Annotated in this window: 19 protein-coding genes and 2 tRNA genes; 2 read left to right on the top strand and 19 right to left on the bottom strand. The window is 41.3% G+C overall.

Annotated features, from left to right (window positions below; translation table 11 throughout):
• Window positions 1-11: 11 nt before the first annotated feature.
• The gene (locus ACO4R2_RS01350) at window positions 12-578 is read left to right on the top strand and encodes a fumarylacetoacetate hydrolase family protein (protein ID WP_347719676.1); all 567 of its coding nucleotides are present in this window, start codon (window positions 12-14) and stop codon (window positions 576-578) included.
• A 79-nt stretch (window positions 579-657) separates the two neighbouring features.
• Here ACO4R2_RS01350 and ACO4R2_RS01345 read toward each other — a convergent pair whose 3' ends face one another.
• From ACO4R2_RS01345 to serS, 11 genes are all read right to left on the bottom strand, one after another.
• Window positions 658-894: a hypothetical protein gene (locus ACO4R2_RS01345; RefSeq protein WP_347719677.1), complete on the bottom strand. Its 237-nt coding sequence runs from the start codon at window positions 892-894 to the stop codon at window positions 658-660.
• Between the two features lie 104 nt (window positions 895-998).
• Window positions 999-1373 (bottom strand): transposase, encoded by a 375-nt coding sequence (locus ACO4R2_RS01340; protein WP_347719678.1) that lies wholly within the window; start codon window positions 1371-1373, stop codon window positions 999-1001.
• 128 nt (window positions 1374-1501) lie between these two features.
• Complete coding sequence (locus tag ACO4R2_RS01335; protein ID WP_347719679.1) at window positions 1502-2248, bottom strand: EFR1 family ferrodoxin; 747 nt, start codon at window positions 2246-2248, stop codon at window positions 1502-1504.
• Complete coding sequence (ispE, locus tag ACO4R2_RS01330) at window positions 2245-3072, bottom strand: 4-(cytidine 5'-diphospho)-2-C-methyl-D-erythritol kinase (RefSeq protein WP_347719680.1); 828 nt, start codon at window positions 3070-3072, stop codon at window positions 2245-2247. Before ispE ends, ACO4R2_RS01335 begins: the two co-directional genes overlap by 4 nt.
• Window positions 3073-3078: 6 nt before the next feature.
• Window positions 3079-3750 carry a YggS family pyridoxal phosphate-dependent enzyme gene (locus tag ACO4R2_RS01325; RefSeq protein WP_347719681.1) on the bottom strand — a complete coding sequence of 224 codons (672 nt, stop codon included), beginning with the start codon at window positions 3748-3750 and terminating at the stop codon, window positions 3079-3081.
• Between the two features lie 21 nt (window positions 3751-3771).
• A complete protein-coding gene (locus tag ACO4R2_RS01320) occupies window positions 3772-4254 on the bottom strand; it encodes a DUF4494 domain-containing protein (RefSeq protein WP_347719682.1) in 483 nt (160 codons plus the stop codon).
• A 27-nt stretch (window positions 4255-4281) separates the two neighbouring features.
• Entirely contained in the window at window positions 4282-5103 is an 822-nt protein-coding gene (locus ACO4R2_RS01315) for a glycoside hydrolase family 25 protein (protein WP_484768885.1), read from the bottom strand.
• Between the two features lie 179 nt (window positions 5104-5282).
• Window positions 5283-7316, bottom strand: coding sequence for a tetratricopeptide repeat protein (locus ACO4R2_RS01310; protein ID WP_484768884.1), 2034 nt, complete (start codon window positions 7314-7316; stop codon window positions 5283-5285).
• A 14-nt stretch (window positions 7317-7330) separates the two neighbouring features.
• Complete coding sequence (gene def, locus ACO4R2_RS01305; protein ID WP_484768883.1) at window positions 7331-7888, bottom strand: peptide deformylase; 558 nt, start codon at window positions 7886-7888, stop codon at window positions 7331-7333.
• An 8-nt stretch (window positions 7889-7896) separates the two neighbouring features.
• Window positions 7897-8313 (bottom strand): Holliday junction resolvase RuvX, encoded by a 417-nt coding sequence (ruvX, locus tag ACO4R2_RS01300; protein WP_311489894.1) that lies wholly within the window; start codon window positions 8311-8313, stop codon window positions 7897-7899.
• 9 nt (window positions 8314-8322) lie between these two features.
• The gene (gene serS / locus ACO4R2_RS01295) at window positions 8323-9597 is read right to left on the bottom strand and encodes a serine--tRNA ligase (RefSeq protein ID WP_484768882.1); all 1275 of its coding nucleotides are present in this window, start codon (window positions 9595-9597) and stop codon (window positions 8323-8325) included.
• Between the two features lie 148 nt (window positions 9598-9745).
• On the opposite strand from serS, the gene ACO4R2_RS01290 reads away from it, so the two are divergent.
• Window positions 9746-10957: an HD domain-containing protein gene (locus ACO4R2_RS01290; protein WP_314602607.1), complete on the top strand. Its 1212-nt coding sequence runs from the start codon at window positions 9746-9748 to the stop codon at window positions 10955-10957.
• A 145-nt stretch (window positions 10958-11102) separates the two neighbouring features.
• On the opposite strand, the gene ACO4R2_RS01285 is transcribed toward ACO4R2_RS01290, so the two are convergent.
• From ACO4R2_RS01285 to atpA, 8 genes are all read right to left on the bottom strand, one after another.
• The gene (locus ACO4R2_RS01285) at window positions 11103-11573 is read right to left on the bottom strand and encodes a hypothetical protein (protein ID WP_484768881.1); all 471 of its coding nucleotides are present in this window, start codon (window positions 11571-11573) and stop codon (window positions 11103-11105) included.
• A gap of 87 nt (window positions 11574-11660) precedes the next feature.
• Window positions 11661-11734: transfer RNA gene (locus ACO4R2_RS01280), tRNA-Arg, on the bottom strand.
• A gap of 8 nt (window positions 11735-11742) precedes the next feature.
• Window positions 11743-11816 (bottom strand) — tRNA-Arg (locus ACO4R2_RS01275).
• Window positions 11817-11956: 140 nt separating this feature from the next.
• Window positions 11957-13117 (bottom strand): galactokinase, encoded by a 1161-nt coding sequence (gene galK / locus ACO4R2_RS01270; RefSeq protein ID WP_484768880.1) that lies wholly within the window; start codon window positions 13115-13117, stop codon window positions 11957-11959.
• An 86-nt stretch (window positions 13118-13203) separates the two neighbouring features.
• The gene (locus ACO4R2_RS01265) at window positions 13204-14472 is read right to left on the bottom strand and encodes an MFS transporter (RefSeq protein WP_484768879.1); all 1269 of its coding nucleotides are present in this window, start codon (window positions 14470-14472) and stop codon (window positions 13204-13206) included.
• Between the two features lie 33 nt (window positions 14473-14505).
• Entirely contained in the window at window positions 14506-15585 is a 1080-nt protein-coding gene (locus ACO4R2_RS01260; RefSeq protein ID WP_484768878.1) for an aldose epimerase family protein, read from the bottom strand.
• A gap of 540 nt (window positions 15586-16125) precedes the next feature.
• Complete coding sequence (locus ACO4R2_RS01255; protein ID WP_311489901.1) at window positions 16126-16992, bottom strand: F0F1 ATP synthase subunit gamma; 867 nt, start codon at window positions 16990-16992, stop codon at window positions 16126-16128.
• A 9-nt stretch (window positions 16993-17001) separates the two neighbouring features.
• Window positions 17002-18585, bottom strand: coding sequence for a F0F1 ATP synthase subunit alpha (atpA, locus tag ACO4R2_RS01250; RefSeq protein ID WP_311489902.1), 1584 nt, complete (start codon window positions 18583-18585; stop codon window positions 17002-17004).
• Between the last annotated feature and the right edge of the window lie 9 nt (window positions 18586-18594).

Below are 18594 nucleotides of genomic sequence, written 5' to 3'. Positions count from 1 at the left end.
GCAAAGATTTTATGAAAATATTTATACTTAGCAACAATTACACTGAGATTGGGAACGTTTTTATGATTCCTGATACAGCTCTAAACCAAATAGGGCGGCCTGCTTTTTTACCTGATTATGCACTTCCTGCTGTCGGACGTGCTCATCTTGTTATTCGTATTAATCGCTTGGGAAAAGGCATTCCAGAACGTTTTGCTCCCCGATATTTTTCAGAAATAACAATAGGGGTACATTTCATAGCTTCACAGTTACTGGAGGAACTTCGAGAGAAAAGAGCTCCTTGGGAGCTTGCTGTTGGTTTTGATGGAGCAGCATCAATAGGGCGTTTTGTACCTATGGGAACATATTGCAATCATCACATAGAGATTCTGGCAGGAGAAAAAAAACTTTGTGCATACGATACCAAAGAAATGCTGGTGAAACCTGAAGAAATTGTGTCAAAACTTAGTCAAAATTATCGACTATGTCAAGGAGATTTAATCTTTCTTGGTTCGCCAATGACTTTTTGTACCAATATAGATACGCGGCTTACGCTATCGTTAGATGGAGCTTCTCTTTCTTCTTTCATGATAAAATAAGCAATGATTCTTAAAAATAAAGAATCCTAATGCGCTATTATTGGGCTTATAAATACAATAAGCCTCTCAGCTGACATCCTTATTGTATTTTTAAATACAATAAGGATATTTTATCTGTCAGTACACTGATAGAGGTCGTTAGACTGGAAGAGATTGTATAGTACTGGTCGCGGCCAATGGAGAACTTATATTGGAACTTACGACGACACAGTTCGTAGAGTTCGCGCATGCCTGCTTTGGGGAGGTCCTTACGCAGCTCTGTGGCATAAAGGACGATACTCATTCCTAGGATTTCCTCTTCTTTTTCTTGAGTCATATACTTGTAATAACCTTGTCTGCTTATGCCAAGATAATCGCAGAGGAAGGAGACGTTACGCCGCGTGGACGTATCTGCTTCCTGGCTCTGAGACAAAGTATTGATTACTTGGTATCGCGTTTTTTTCGGATGGGGATATTGAACATCTTCTCCGCTAAATCTATTATTGTGGAGTTGGCCAAACATCGCAATTCGGATTCAGAAAGAGCCTTCTTGAGGCGCTTAATCTCTGCCTCATAGGCTTTGCGCTCGTTGGAGAGTTGAGATTGAAGTTCATCGACAGTATTCGGGATTTTTGTTTCTTTCATAAGTCGTTCGATTGTTGAGAGATCTGGAGTGCCATATTGCTTGCAAATATAGCGGAAGGTGGTATAAGGAACTCCACGACTACGTGAAAAGTTTTTAGCGTCCATACCGCTCTCTAGGTAAGAACGCAACAACAGAACTTTCTCTGTTTCGCTGTACTTTAATCTTGACATAATCTTTTTTTGAGTTTATGAACTGTCAACTTATTTAGTACAGGACAATGTTCTTATCTACGAATAAAAAAACTTGATTTTAAGCTATTCTTGAAGCAATAAAGTGTAGGCTCAATTCTTAAAACGATTTAGGATTGTGGAGGACAATATTGACCTTTACCCTTAGTATATACGCGCTGTATGGCATTTTGGGGGCAATGGTGATAGCAAGCTAAGCATCCGATACAATGGTGTTTATATTGTGGAATACTTGTAGGAGAACAATCTATATTACAGATGGGGCATACCTTTGCACATTTGCTGCAATGGATGCAAAGATCTTTGTCTACTGTAAATTTTTTATCATCTATAAAGAATTTGTAAAAAAGAGGACGAAGTATTCTACTTTTAATCCATGGACAAGTTCCACGATTTATCTCATAGAACATTTCATGCTTTTGAATCTTTGTGGCAAAAACTGAGATGTGGCTTTCTGCTACTGCAATTTTTTTAGCTGCAGCAGCCTGAGTATCTAACTTGAAACCGGGGAAATCTATATATGTTTCAGGCATTTGAATGGAGCAGATGGAGATATTGTTTATGTCATACTGTTGTAATAAGATTTTTACCTCTTTATCAGTGAGACCAATGTCGTCACCACATGTACAAACTACATAAACATAGCTAAATTTCCTTTGTTTTTCAGAGTTACTGAAGAATCGCCGGAGCTGATCAATGAAGACCCTCGGTATTCCCCAAGCATAGATAGGGAAGAATATTCCTAGTACATCATCGCACTGCTCTGAAGTCTCCTCTATTATTACATCATTCGTGAGAGTTGCTATTTTGTTGGCAGCCCATCGCGTGTTGCCTGTTCCGCTAAAACAGATAATCATTTTAGAAGTGTACTTTGAAACGTGAAGCAGTCTGAGAAAATCTTTCGAAGATCGCCCTGTTTATTTTTGAACAGGGCAAAGACTGTGCTACCACTGCCCGACATAAGCGCAAAGCATGCTCCCATATCATAAAGTGTTTCTTTGATGGCTTCAATTTCTGGATGTGTGGAGAAAACGCTTTTCTCGAAGTCGTTGCATACCACGTTTTTCCATTCTTCTACAGGTAAAGCTAAAGCTTCACGTAGATCTACTGAAGTTTTTTGGGGCACGATTTGCGAGTAAGCTTCTTGTGTAGAAACTGAGGTTTGTGGCTTCACGAGTACCAATACCCATTTTTTTAGCGAGAGAGTAATAGGGGAAAAGATATCCCCAATCCCCGTTGCATAAGCGGGGTGCGGGTCAATAAAAAAGGCACAATCAGCTCCGAGTTTGCTGACGCGTTTTTTCATCTCAGAATTATTCATTCCCAGTTGATATTCTTCGTTGAGAATGCGCATCATGAAAGCAGCATCACTCGATCCACCACCAAGTCCTGCTCCCATGGGTATTTTTTTATGAAGTAAAATGTCGAGCTGAGGAAGATCAAAGTCTGCTTTCAGCTGATTGTACACCTTAATAATTAAGTTGTCTTCAGGATTTCCTTGGATCTTAGGGCCAACAGTCTGGAGTAAATACGGTTCGTTAGAGTTGTGAAGTGTTTTTACTTCAAGATTGTCACAAAGAGGTATAGGATAAAATACGGTTTCTAGATTGTGGTAACCATCAGCTCTTTTTTCAACAACGTAAAGTCCGAGATTTATTTTGCAGCAAGGATTGAGAAACATAACTTTTTAGTATTGACGTTCACCAAAGATAGCGGTACCAATGCGTACCATAGTGGAACCTTCGTTTACTGCTATCTGAAAATCGTGAGTCATTCCCCAACTCCGTTCACAGAAAGCCTCATCGTTAGGAAAGTATTTTTCTTTTATCTCTTCAAAGAAGATGTGCGCCGTTTCAAAGTCTTTGCATACCTGTTCTGTATTATCAGTGTTGGATGCCATACACATTAAGCCACAGATTTGTATGTTCTTCAACTCTTTCCATTCACCATCTTCAAGCAGTGTGCGACAATCTGCGAGAGAGAATCCAAACTTGGTGGCTTCTTCAGCAATGTGGAGTTCTAACAGAATGCGTATAATGCGGTTATTGTGAGCTGCTTGCTTATCAATTTCTTTCATGAGTTTGAAAGAATCAACCGCATGAATCAAAGAAATATAAGGAGCTATATATTTTACTTTGTTGGTCTGCAAATGTCCTATAAAGTGCCATTCTATATCTTTGGGAAGCGCGGGAACTTTTATGCGAAGTTCCTGTTCGTGGCTTTCCCCAAAGATTCGTTGGCCTTGTTCATAGCATTGTTGAATCATCTCTGCGGGATGAAACTTAGAAACAGCAACGAGCTGTACATTTGAAGGAAGCTGTTCGCGGATTTTTGCTAGATTTTGCTGAATCTCTGTCATTTTGCTGTTGATTATTTGGCTTTATTCCTCGAATTCAGGTTTGTCAACCTTAGTCATGCTTTCGGGGGCACTTTGCTGATAGTGATATACGTCCATGATCGTTGTTTCTTGAACACTGGCAATCGTGTAATCCATCATGCTACCTCTCATACCTTCATCTAGACGCTTAATACTATCGCGTAAATCAGTAGCTTGAATCAGAACCTGTTGTGTTGTCTTCCTCTCTTTTCCGCTTTTCTCGTCAAGAGTGACAAATAAAAGTTTAGCTTTGAAGAAACGATCTGCACTATCGTCTGTTGATTCAAAGATTTCGGCAAAATGTGCACGTTTAATGTCGCTAACTTCAAAAGCTCCCGCCATAAACGGTGAAATTTCTTCGATGATGCGGCGCTCAGCTTCAGTGAAGCTAATCGCATCTACGAGATATGGCTCTGTAACTTTTTTCTGCTGACCATTTTCCATGGTCTTCTCATATTTAACGGTGCATTGGAACCATTCAGACATAATGTTGCTGTGTTTATTTAGTTGTGATTATAGTTTTAGCTGATGAAGCGTAAATCCTGACATAATTCGGCTGCGGTCTACTTTTCCACGAATGCCAGGTATGCGCCCACTTTGTGTATATTGCCACATGATATATGTTTTGCCGTCATTGAGTACTGGAGCGTCAGTACGGTAGCGAGCAATCATCCAATGATAGTTGGTAAACAATCCTTGGAAATGACGATTGTAGAAATTGTGGTACGTATAGAGTAAGGGTTTTTTTCCGTAGTAACGTTCAACAAGTAGAATGAACTGTCGAAGATTCTCGATAAAGGCAGCTTCGTCCGAATCTTCTTTTTCAATATCTATGATAGGGACAAGATCTTGTTCCTCACGTCGAACCACTTGCGTCATGTTTTCTAACTGTGCTTGAGGTGTAACCTGCGGACGATAGAAATGGTAGCTTCCTACGCTCAGTCCTGCACGGCGTGCACCAAGTAAGTTCTGAATATAATAATCATCTCTAAGATTTTCTCCTTCAGAAGCTTTTACATAGACATAAGAAATTTCTGCATTACGAGCAATTTCATCCCAATCAATAGTTTCTTGATAGTGACTTATATCTATTCCTTCCACATAGCGTGTGTTTATATGCCCATTTCCACGTGCGTTTGCGCCAATAGCGATATCACGACCTAAAGGACTTGTTGCCTTATCGGCTTGCGCCTTATAAGAAAGATGATCAGGTTCAATGATAACTCCTTTTCCCACTGTAGATATTGTCTTCTTACGATCTTCGAGTGCATGAACTGGGAGAACGAGCAGAACGGCAAATAAAAAAAAGGAAATTTTACTGATGCGATATTTCATAAATAAAACATGCGTGACTTTTATCGATTTGCGAAATTAAGTAATTATTCTCAAATACTTTTGCTTTTAAGAATAATTTGGATGTCAATTAAAGCTCTTTTGCACGTTCTCGAGATGATAATTCAGATCTTGCTGTTTGACGGATAAAAATCTTTTATAGAAAATGCTAGAAGTATAAATTAATTTTGAGCTTCTTTCAACAAGTTATACGCTTTATAGAGCCCTAGTTCTCCAGCACGGCTGAGATCAGATATTGCCTCTTGTTTGCGATTGTCTTGTAAGCAGAGAATCGCACGGTTATAGTATGCTTCAGCAAAACGCTTATCAAGTGCAATGGCTGTAGTAAAATCTGTTTTAGCCTCTTGTACTTTTCCAAAAGAGGCAAGAAGACATCCACGATTGTAATAGGAATATGCATTGTTTGGTCTTAATTTTATAGCCTCCTCCATATCCACTATTGCTTGATGTGCATATAGGACTTTTTGTTCTTTATCGGCATTTAGATACAGTGTTCCAAGAATGTTTGCACGATTCTGTAGAGCTATCACAGAATTAGGGCTAAGAGAAACTGCTTTCTCTGCATATGTCCAAGCTGCATTGTAGTCGTAAGCCATATAGGCCAACATAGAGCGGAGTAGGTAAGCATCCGTGTCTGTTAACCTATTGAGTAATGTATCTATACTCATTCTATAGTTTTCTGAATGTGCAAGATTTTTAGCGTCTTTTTCCGCTGTGAAAAAGACGCGATATTTGGCATTGCATTGATAGTGGAATCTTCCCCTTTGTTGTTCAGCCTGAAGTTCTAAAGATTCAAACCTTTTACTCAATTCTTCAGTTTCACTCTGATAGCCAATGCTACGATAGCCTCGTGCTGTGACGGGAAGAAGAGTTATTTGAAAAGACGGCATAAGGCTAGCTTCTACTTTACTGTTCTGAACCTTACCAAAGATGCCGTCACCAAAAATCTTGGCTGTATCGAGAGTTTCTGTAATTATGCGGTCATAATGCTCCAAAGCATGGTCGGAACGCAGTCTGACCTTTTTGTGTATTGAACGGCTAGGGCGTGCAAAAGAAATATCTAATTCTGCACGAGCAATAACCGTCTCGTCATTCAATGCTCCTTTAATATCTCCAATTTTTCGACGACATTTAGCCCGTGCAACATAGCCATACATAAATCTAGGATATGTTTTTATTAAAACACTATAGTCGCGTATAGCTCCACAGTAATCTCCTGTCTGTTCACGAAGAAGAGCGCGATTATAGCGGGCTAATGTATTTTGTGGTTCTACTTTTAAAATGAAGGTGAAGTCTTGAATCGCGCGATTATCATCCCCCACAAGTGCGCGTAATAAGGCGCGATTATAGTGAGCCACGAAATGTTGTGGGATAAGACTAATCACTTTATCGTAGTCTGTGATAGCAGCATCAAACTTATTGAGAGAGTTGCGCGCCATAGCTCTTAGTAGATAGCTTTGATCATCATTAGGGGTATATTTAATGGCTTGTGTAAGAAAGCTATCGGCAGCTGAATATAAGTTGTTATTTATGGCATACTGTCCCTTGAATTGCCAAATTTGAGATTCGTTGGGGCGGAAAGTCAATAGGGAATCCATCCAGGTGATGGCTTTCAGTGTGTCCTTTTCTTCTAAGTATATTTGTGCTTGCGCCATATAAGCTCGATAAAATTTAGGAGAGCGATGTAGTATTTTGCTTATTTCCACCTTCGCACTATCCATTTCTTTGATTTGCATGAAACAATACGCTTTATTAAAGCGTGCATCTTCATTATCTGGCTTTTCAGCGAGGGTGTGCGCATAATCGTTTATCGCTCCATGATAATCTTTGAGATTGATACGGCACAAACCACGGAGTTGGTATACTTCTACCTTATATGGATTTAAGAGAATTGACTGTGAACAGTCAGCATCTGCACCATGGAAGTCTTCTAATGCGAATTTTGCCAATCCACGAAGATACCATGCTTCGGCGTTACTTGAACGTGCCTCTATCACTTGGTTAAAATAGCGAATAGCGCTGAGGTTATCATCAACACTCAACGCATTACGTCCCATGAGCAGGGTGCTTGTAACATTGATTTGTGCATAGAGGAAGCTTGGCACAATGAGCAGAAGCAATGTAAGCAAGTGCAAAAGCCCCTCCGCAGTGGAGGGGCTTTTCTTATTGTTTGGCTTGGTACTTGTGTGTGCCATAAATCTAGCTTTTCTTATTTGGGTGTCTTCACACGATAACTGCAACTTACTTTTCCTTTGCGCATCATCTCGAGTTTTTTCTTCACAAGTTGTTTGCGCAATGGGCTGATTCTATCCGTAAATACAACGCCTTCGAGATGATCAAATTCGTGCTGCATAACACGCGCTAAATATCCGTCTACCCATTCATCATGAGGTTGCAAGTTCTCATCTAGATAAGTAACATGGATGCGTGTTGGGCGACGTACTGGTTCGCTAAGTCCAGGTAAACTAAGACAACCTTCATCGAGCAGAGCCGTTTCGCTATCATCCACTTCCACAATATGTGGATTGATGAATACATGATTATAGCCTTCATATTCGGGAAATTCGTCTTTGAGAACATCCAAAGAGATAACTACAACACGTATGGATTTACCGATTTGTGGAGCTGCCAATCCGACACCATTACTTTTCTCCATTGTCTCAAACATATTTACAATAAGTTCGTTGAGCCCTGGATAATCGGTTGGTATATCTTCTGCAACTTTGCGAAGTACGGATTGTCCGTATGTATAAATGGGTAATATCATATTCTCTTTTAAATATTTCGTTTACTTTCCATATACGACTGTAGAATTATACACGCACTGATTTCATCTACAAGTGCTTTATCGCGACGGCGTTGTTTTCCAATACCGCTGGCAAGCATTGTTTGGTGAGCTAGGACAGAGGTGAAACGTTCATCGTAAAACTCTAGTGGAATCTGGGGAAATTGTTTCGTGAAATTAGCGGCAAATTGACGAACGCGCTGTTGATTTTCAGATGGTTGCCCATTAGTCTGAGTGGGGAGTCCCAAAATTACACACTCAACAGGTTCTTTTTCTAAATAGTCCTTTAGAAAGGGAAACAGATTTTTTGTTTCGACAGTTGTCAGACCGTTAGCAATGATTTGCATAGGATCGGTCACTGCGATACCGGTTCTTCTCTTTCCATAGTCGATGGAGAGTATACGCATTATGTGGATTTACTTAATCATATCTGTACCCATATATGCTTGCAGGGCCTTGGGGATTCGGATGCCTTCTGGAGTTTGGAAATTCTCCAATAGTGCTGCAAGAATACGCGGCAGAGCTAATGCAGAGCCATTAAGGGTATGGCAGAGGTTAATCTTTTTGTCTGCATTGCGATAGCGGCACTGTAATCGATTGGCTTGATATGTGTCGAAGTTGCTAACAGAACTTACTTCCAACCAACGCTTTTGTGCCTCACTATAAACCTCGAAATCATAGCAAATGCTAGAGGTAAAACTCATATCACCACCACAGAGCAACAGGATGTGATAGGGGAGCTCTAGTTTCTTCAAAAGTCCTTCCACATGATCAAGCATTTCTTGATGACTTTGCTTACTGTGTTCGGGAGTATCAATACGAACAAGTTCAATTTTAGAAAATTCATGGAGACGATTTAACCCGCGAACATCCTTACCATAAGAGCCAGCTTCGCGACGGAAGCATTCTGTGTAGGCACAATTCTTGATGGGGAGGTCTTTCTCATCTAGAATCTCATCACGATAAATGTTTGTGACAGGAACTTCTGCTGTAGGTATGAGATATAAATCGTCCACTTCACAATGATACATTTGTCCTTCTTTATCAGGAAGTTGGCCAGTTCCGTAACCACTAGCGGCATTTACAACAGTAGGTGGCATAATTTCTGTATACCCAGCTGCGCGAGCTTCATCAAGGAAAAAGTTGATGAGAGCACGTTGCAAACGTGCACCTTGACCAATATAGACGGGAAAACCAGCACCTGTAATTTTTACACCAAGGTCGAAATCTATGAGGTTATATTTCTTTGCTAGTTCCCAATGAGGCAAAGGATTTTTTGGCAATTCAATAAATTGGCCTCCTTCTTTCACAACTATATTATCAGTCGCATCTTTTCCCTCAGGTACTTCATCATAAGGGACGTTTGGGATTGTATAAAGAACTTGAGTACGTTCATCTAGTGCCGTTTTCATGCTTTCTTCAAGTTCTTTTGTCTGTTCTTTGATTTCAGCAACTTGCTCCTTAGCAGCTTCAGCTTCTTCTTTCTTACCTTCTTTCATCATTCCCCCAATGCTCTTAGAAATAGTTTTCACTTGCGAAAGGAGAATATCTAATTGTGCTTGCGCTTCTTTTCGTTTATTGTCAAGTGCAAGTACTTGTTCTATAGTTTCACGAGCGTCAGCAAAATGTTTCTTTTCCAAACCGCGGATAACGGCTTCCTTGTTGTCAAGAATCTGTTTTATTGTCAGCATAATTTATTGCTTAATTACTTATATGCTGCAAAAATAATAAAGATTTAGCGGAATATTATGCTTTATACCGATTTTATGACTGACAGACAAGAGGCTAACTAGATAAATATGTATTTTTGCTGAAACAATCAATGTATATGAGAGGTATATGAGAGGTCCACTGATTATTAACGATCCTGTTTATGGCTTTACAAGGATTCCTCGTGGTTTATTGACAGAGATCATTGCTCATCCTTGTTTTCAACGTTTGGGACGTATCCGACAATTAGGAATGTCGACTTGCGTTTATCCAGGTGCGCAACACACACGTAAACAGCATTCTATCGGCGCATTTCACCTAATACAAGAAGCGCTGAATCGTTTGCAAGAGAAGGGACATTTTATTTTCGATTCAGAAATAGAAGCGGTTGAGGCTGCCATTTTACTACACGATGTAGGACATGGACCTTTTTCTCATGTCTTAGAGAAGACCTTTATGAAGGGCATTACGCATGAGGAGATTTCTTTGCTTATAATGAATCGCATGAATGAGCAGCTGCATGGTGGGTTATCTCTAGCTATCAATATCTTTGAGGATAAATACCCGAAACGTTTTCTTCATGAGCTGATTTGTAGCCAGCTAGATGTTGATCGTTTAGACTATCTTTGTCGCGATAGTTTTTTCTGCGGTGTTTGTGAAGGCAATATTGGAGTTGCTCGTATTATAGAAATGCTCGATATTATTGATGACAAGCTGGTTGTAGATGTCAAAGGCTTATACTCTGTTGAGAACTATCTAATGTCCCGACGTATGATGTATTGGCAGGTATATCTTCATAAAACGGCCGTTGCTGCAGAGGAAGTCCTTCGTGCTGCTTTGCGACGTGCAAAGTATTTGGTGCGTAGTGGAAAGAATCTGTTTGCTTCTCCTTCTTTGCTTTTTTTCTTAAGGCATGAAATTCCTAATAAAGAGCCTGATTGGTTGGATTATTTCCTTGAGCTAGAAGACAACGATATAATGTCTGCTTTGAAAGTCTGGATGAAATCAGATGATAAGATTTTAGCAATGCTTTGTTCTGATTTTATCAATCGTCGATTGTTCAAAGTGGATGTATATGCAGAGTCTATACCTAAAGGGGAAGCGGAGAGATTGAAACAGGAACTCAGCAAACAGCTGGAACTGCCATTGGAGGATATGGATTACTTTGTGACATGGCGTAAGGTTCAGAAAGAATTGTATTCTGTCACGGCCGATGGTATTGGCATTCTCTATCCCGATGGAGAAGTGAGAGATTTCATAGATGTGAGCAATATCGTCCGCAGTGATATTGCAGGGCTTTCAGATGAGAAATTCTATGTGTTTCGGCAGCGTATGGAATGAGACAGATAAGCGCTATTTACAGCTACTAACATTGTTTCTGCATGATAGCTAAGAATAAATAGAAGAGGTATAAAAAAGCGAACTAGAACATTATGAAAGATGTTTCAGTTCGCTTTTTTTCTTAATTGAGCTTCAATTCTTTTCTTTACTCCTTAGGTGAATAGTAGCTGTTATTATACCAATGATTATAGCCATATCCACTAAGGTCATAAGCAGCTACAAGACGAAGGTTATAGGCAGTTCTGTACATATAGTCGTTACAGTACAAAACGGCATAATCACCTTGCAGTACAGGGATAGGAGCTTCAATGTCTACATTTAGTGAAGAATTGGTGAAGTGCATGAGCAGGCTACCGTTCCTGACCATCCACTCTCCATATTCAGGTGAACCTCCTCTACGGAGAGTCTGGAAAGAACCATCTCGGTAGAAGTAGAAGATATCGCCTGCAGTATAGGCATAATTATTGGTAGAACTCACTACGCGCCATGCACGATTGCTTAGCACCATTTCTGCATAGCTATCAGGGTCGTTATAATCCTCTACGCAGGAAGTGAGGCTGATGGATGTTATTAGGAGGACCATCAGCAGTGTTATGGATCTAGTCAGTTGTTTCATAATAATTCTTTTTTTGAATACATTGCAAATATATGTAGAATTTCTGAATAACAAAAACCTCCGCAGCGTTAGCTATCGGAGGTTTTGTGACTCGCATAGGATTCAAACCTATAACCTTCTGATCCGTAGTCAGATGCTCTATTCAGTTGAGCTAGCGAGCCGAAAGTAGTGATTCGCATAGGATTCAAACCTATAACCTTCTGATCCGTAGTCAGATGCTCTATTCAGTTGAGCTAGCGAACCGTTTTCTTTTCGTTTGCGAGTGCAAAAGTATAAACATTTTTCTTATTAGCAAAGCCATTGCACTTTTTTTTGAAAAAAACGTAATAAAAATCCCCTCAAACATGGGCTTGAGGGGAAAATGATAAATAGAGTTGCTAATTTTAGCAAAGCTTACGAGAACCATCACCAATAACTACATCGATGACTACAGGCTCTTTGCCAAATTTTTCCTTGTAAGCATTCTTAGCTGTTGTAATGAAGTTGTCGTAGAGTTCTTCACGAACGAGGTTGATGGTACAACCACCAAAACCACCGCCCATGACGCGAGATCCTGTTACACCACAAGATTTAGCAACTTCATTCAAGAAGTCAAGCTCAGGGCAAGAAACTTCGTATTCTTTACTCAAACCATGGTGCGTGTCGTACATTTTGCGGCCTACCTCTTCGTAATCGCCTTCTTCAAGGGCAACACTCACTTCAAGAACACGATATTTTTCGCCGATGACATATTTTGCGCGAAGAGCATCTTCTGCGCTAACTTCACCACGAACTTCTTCCAGCATATCATAATCTGCATCACGGAGAGTTTCTACGTTAGGGTGATACTTCTTCATAGCAGCTACAACATTTTCGCAGCTCTTGCGACGATCGTTGTAGGCGCTAGATGCCAACTCATGTTTTACAAGAGAGTTGAGCAGAACGAGTTTGTAGCCCTTCGGATCAAATGGGAAGTACTTGTACTGGAGTGAGCGGCAGTCAAGGCGCATGATGTGACCTGCCTTACCAAATACTGAAGCAAACTGATCCATAATGCCGCAGTTGCAGCCAATGTAGTTATGCTCTGTTGCCTGACCTGCAAGTGCGAGTTGGAATTTCTCAATTTTGTTGTCGCCAAACAAATCGTTCAAGGCGAAAGCAAAGCAACTCTCAAGGGCAGCAGAGGAGGACATACCTGCGCCGAGAGGCACATCACCAGCAAAGGCGGTATTGAAACCTTCTACAGGAACTCCGAGTTTCATCATCTCACGGCAGATTCCGAAAATGAAGCGGAAATGAGTTGCTGTTGGACCTTTTTCATCGTCGAGAGAGAATTCAGCATAATCTTTCAAGTCGATAGAATAAGCGCGAACTTTGCGTGTTCCGTTGGGTTTGATTTCAGCAATGATACCTTGTTTTACGGCACCAGGGAATACGAATCCGCCGTTATAGTCGGTGTGTTCACCAATGATATTGATACGACCGGGAGAAGCATATACAGAACCCGGAGTGCCATCGAAGTGCTTCAAAAAACGACTTCTTACATCTTCAACTGTTAAGTGCATGGTTGTAATTGTTTTATGGGTTTAGGATTGCGCCTGCACCGTGTTTAGGTGTGGCGCAATCTGTGTTTAGGTGATACGAAATGTAATTATTTTGCTTGTTTTGAAACTCGGCTACCTATCAATGCGTAGAAGAGGATATAAGCTGCACAGAACACAACTACCCAATAGCTCTGAATGTATCCTACAGCATCAGCAACAGTAGCCTGAATGAACATCATCACAGCGCAACCAAATACCATTGTCATGAAGATACCAGATGCGATGGCTGTGTATTTGCCGAGGCCTTCAACAGCCATGTTGAAGATACCACCCCACATAACTGAGGTGCAGAGACCTACGAGTAGGAATGCGAACACACCCATGGGGATGTCTTGCCATACCACTGTGAGTGTGCCCCAGTCAACACCTGGGAAGCTTACTGGAGTTTGCGGTGCAAACATACCGAAGAGCACGAGAACAAGAGTGGCAATAGAAACGGTTGTAATCATAGCACGGCTGCTAACTTTGCCACCAATGGATGCACCCACGAAGCGACCAATAAGCATCATGAACCAATACACCGCAACAATCATACCTACTGTTGCTGCAGGAATGCCTTTCTCATTAGTGAGATACTGCTGTACAAAGTTAGGTACGCCAACTTCAATACCCATGTAGAGAAAGATAGCCAAAGCACCGAGGGCGAAATGACGATAGCTCAATGCTCCTTTTACTAATCCTACTTCAACAGGAGCTTGTTCGGGTTCTTCAATTTTTGTGAACAAGATAACAATAAATGCCACGATAAAGATTCCGAGGGCAATCAAAAGAGCTGGGGTCGCATGAGATATCTTTGCCTTTGCGGCATCGCCAATGAGTGCCCCCATGAGGATGTAACAAGCAACGGCAGCAGCGCTATTAAATACGCCACCAATTTGGATGAGTTGGTTGCCTGAGTTACCGCCGCCACCAAGGAGATTCAACATGGGGTTTACAACGCAATTGAGGATACACATACAGAAACCTGCAATGAATGCACCAACAAGGTATACGCCAAATACGAGGCCAAGATTCTCCTCAACGTTAAGTTGACCGCTGAACCACTGAATTAAGATACCAACGATACCTACTGCAAGACCGATGAGCGCCGTTTTCTTGTAACCGAATTTAGCGATGAGCATACCAGAGGGAATTCCCATAACTAAATAAGCAACAAAGTTGCCATAGTTACCAATCTGGGCAAGTACATTAGAAATCGTACCTTGATGCTTAATGATAGTTGCCATCGGTGTGCAAAGGTTAGTCACGAATGCAATCATGGCAAACAAGGCAATCATAACGAATATGGCGCCCCATTGTTTCTTTTGTTGATTCATAAAGTTTGTAGTTTGTTTTTGTTATTGTTAGAATTAAATTGTTCCGAACTTATAGATCGTTTTCTGTGTGTAGACTTGCCCTGGTTTCAAGACAACGCTGGGGAAATAGGGATGATTTGGACTATCGGGGAAGTGTTGTGCTTCAAAGCAGAGTGCGCTGCGTCGGCCAAACGTAGCTCCATGTTGTCCCTTGTAGCCATCTGCCCAGTTGTCACTATAGAATTGTACACCTGGTTCGGTGGTATATACTTCCATGGTTCTTCCACTCTTGGGATCTGTGATTTTTGCGGCAAACGAGAGTTCACCTGGTTCGCGTTTATTGAGCACATAGCAGTGATCGTAACCTGCACCATTCTTTATCTGTTCATGATCTGCATCAATTCGTTCGCCAACAGCGTGTGGTTCTCTAAAGTCGAAAGGTGTATCTTCAACTTTAAGAATTTCACCTGTAGGAATAGAAGTTTTATCGATAGGAAGATAGAAATCTGCATTTATCTGGCAGATAATATCCATTGCAGATGGGGTGGGGTTGGCTATACCCGCAAGAGAGAAAAAGCCATGGCTCGTCATATTGACGATAGTTTTCTTATTGGTAGTGCCCTTATAGTCGATGAGCAACTCGTTGTCATTGTTCAGTGTGTACATCACTGTCATAGAGAGCTCTCCGGGGAATCCTTCTTGATAGTAGGCAGATACATAGCGAAGCACTAATGTGTGGTTGTTGATTTGTTCTGCATCCCAGACGCGGGCATGAAAACCAGTGGGACCTCCGTGGAGGTGATTAGGACCATTATTAATCGCTAACTGGTATTCTTTGTTGTTGAGTGTGAAGCGACCTTTTGCAATGCGATTGCCATAGCGTCCTACCAGTGTTGAAAGGAAGGGTTCGGGTGAGGAAACACAATCGTCAATGTTGTCGTGACCTTGTATTACATTTGCAAAATTTCCATTCTTGTCAGGCACCATGATGGCTACTAAAGATCCTCCATAGTTTGTAATGGCTACTTCCATTCCATTTTCATTGCGAAGGAAGAAGAGGTCTACATCTTTACCTTGAACTTTCTTTTGGAAGTCCTCTCTACGGAGTCCAGATAGACTTGCTTTGTTTTCCATATCGTTATATGTTTAGAGTTTCTTTTTCTTTTGTTATTATGTATATGTTTGAGTATTCTTTGCTAAATGCAGATATCATTTACACGCAAATTTGCAAATAACATTTGATTTGTGCAAATAAAAATACTCATAAAACTTGGCCGTTTTGCAAAATATAGAAAAATATTAAAAATAGCCATCGTAGTCCTATGCTTCAAGCCTCCCAAGTGTGTCTTAGTTATCTGATTTCTCTTTGCTGTTATGGTATATGTTATCTCTTGTGTCATACATCCTTATTGCGTTCTGAAATACAATACGGATATATATCAGTTGGCTTATTGCGTCAGTTGACAGAATAAAGATATTTATGGATAAATGGCAAATGAGCTATAGTTTGTTCAGTTGACAGCAAGATAGGTGTGATATCTATAAAAGAGGGAGTTTGCTGCATAGGTGAAAAATGGACTATTTTCTGCATTTTAGTAGACTTATAAGAAAAAGAAAAAACGCATCTAAATGTTATTAGATGCGCTTTGGGGGGGAAGAGTGTATGTTGTTTTTTTATTGCATACTGCCACCGACTATGTCGAGCAGTTCTGCTGTGATGGCATATTGACGTGACTTATTGTATTGCAATGTGAGTTCTCGAAGAAGTTCGTCTGCATTGTCTGTTGCAACTTGCATAGCTATAACGCGGGCTGCATGCTCTGAGGCGAGACTATCCAAAAGAGCTGTGTATAACTTCAGATGGAGAGCCTTAGGGATTAACTCTGAAATAAGTGTCTCTTGAGATGGTTCGACAATGTAGTCTAAATGAGTACCAGAGACTTCTTCAGTGTTGGCTTCAAGCTTTACAGGGAGGAATGTTTCTTGTGTAAGAATTTGTTTACCAACACTGTGGAAGTGATGGTAAATCATCTCAACGTGATCAATTTCCTCTGCTGCAAATTTTTGCATGAGATCTGCTGCTACTTCGGCTGCTGGCACATAAGCGGGATGCTCCACGATAGAGTCGTAGTCAGTAACTTTGAATCCTAGTTTGCGAGCAGCATCTGCTCCTTTTTTTCCAAAAGGATAGATGGCAGCAATCTCTACGTCCTTATTACGATATTCTTCAACAATACGTGTCAGTTCTTTGATGACATTGCCATTGAATGCTCCACAAAGGCTTGTATTGGAGCTATAGACAACAATAGCTACACGTTTCACTTCGCGCTCAGCGGAGAAGGGTGAGTTGATTTCGCCTTCCATCGAACTGACGAAAGTAGCCATAATCCGATTCAGCAGCGATTCATATGGACGCATACTCTCAATGGCTTTTTGAGCACCATGTAGTTTGGCACTTGCTACCATCTTCATTGCGCTCGTAATCTTTCGCGTTGAATTGACGGATGATATTCGATTTTTTACTTCCTTTAGCGAAGGCATAGGCTATAATTATTTATATTGTGCAGCAATATCAGCAGCTACTTTTTCAATCGTTGCAGTTACACCTTCAGTCAAGTTTCCTGCAGCAAGTGGTTCAAGAACGGTCTCTTTATAATTGCTGCGCATAATTTGAAGGAAGTTGTCTTGGAATTCCTGCACGTTCTCCACAGGTACGTTCTTCAGCAAGCCTTGTGTACCGCAGTAAAGGATAGCTACTTGCTCTTCTACAGCCATAGGGCTATATTGTTTTTGAATCAGCAATTCGTTGTTCTTACGTCCGCGATCAATAGTCATTGCCGTTACAGCGTCCATATCGCTAGAAAATTTAGCGAAGCTTTCCAGTTCTCTGTACTGAGCTTGGTCTATCTTCAACGTACCAGCCACTTTCTTCATACTCTTGATTTGAGCTGATCCACCTACACGGCTCACAGAGATACCTACATCAATAGCAGGACGCTGTCCACGGTTGAAAAGGTTCGTATCTAGATAGATCTGACCATCTGTAATAGAGATAACATTGGTGGGAATGTAAGCAGAAACGTCGCCGGCTTGTGTTTCAATGATAGGTAACGCTGTGAGTGAACCACCACCTTTAACGTGACTTTTCATAGAAGCAGGAAGGTCGTTCATTTGCTGTGCGACTTCATTCTGGGCATTGATTTTTGCTGCGCGCTCAAGTAGGCGTGAATGGAGATAGAAGACATCACCTGGATAGGCTTCACGCCCAGAAGGGCGGCGAAGAATCAACGAAACCTCACGATAGGCAACAGCTTGCTTTGAAAGGTCATCATAAACAACCAAAGCGTGCAGACCGCGATCGCGGAAGTATTCTCCAATGGCTGCACCTGCAAAGGGGGCAAAATACTGAAGTGCTGCAGGCTCGCTGGCAGTAGCACTAACAACAATGGTGTAGGGCATAGCGCCGAACTTCTTCAGCGTATTTACGGTTGAAGCTACGGTAGAGGCTTTCTGACCAATGGCTACATAGATACAATAAACAGGGTCGCCATTTTCATAGTTCTCCTTCTGATTGATAATTGTATCTATGGCGATGGCTGTTTTTCCTGTTTGGCGGTCACCGATAATAAGCTCGCGTTGTCCACGTCCAATTGGAATCATGGAGTCGACAGCTTTAAGACCTGTTTGGAGTGCTTGATTGACAGGTTGGCGATAGATAACGCCTGGAGCCTTGCGGTCCAGAGGCATTAGAAACTTTTCGCCACCAATTTCGCTACCGCCATCTAGCGGTTGTCCAAGAGGATTGATAACACGTCCCAGCATATCGTTGCTTACTTCGATAGAGGCTACACGTCCTGTACGCTTTACGCTCTGTCCTTCCTTGATGCCTTCAGAGGGACCAAGAAGTACTGCGCCGACGTTATCCTCTTCGAGGTTCATAGCCACGGCCATAACACCATTCTCGAATTCAATCAACTCATTCTCGGTAACGTTGGTAAGTCCGTAGATACGGGCAACACCATCACCAATGGTAAGGACTGTGCCGACCTCTTCAAACTGTATATTTGTATTGACAGCCTGTAGTTGTTGCAGTAGGACGTCAGATACTTCGCTGGGTTTGATATTATTTGGCATGATAGATAA

The sequence above is a fragment of the Alloprevotella sp. genome, from assembly GCF_057240785.1.
Note: the sequence above shows the minus strand (reverse complement) of the source record. Positions and strands in the feature narration are given on the sequence as shown.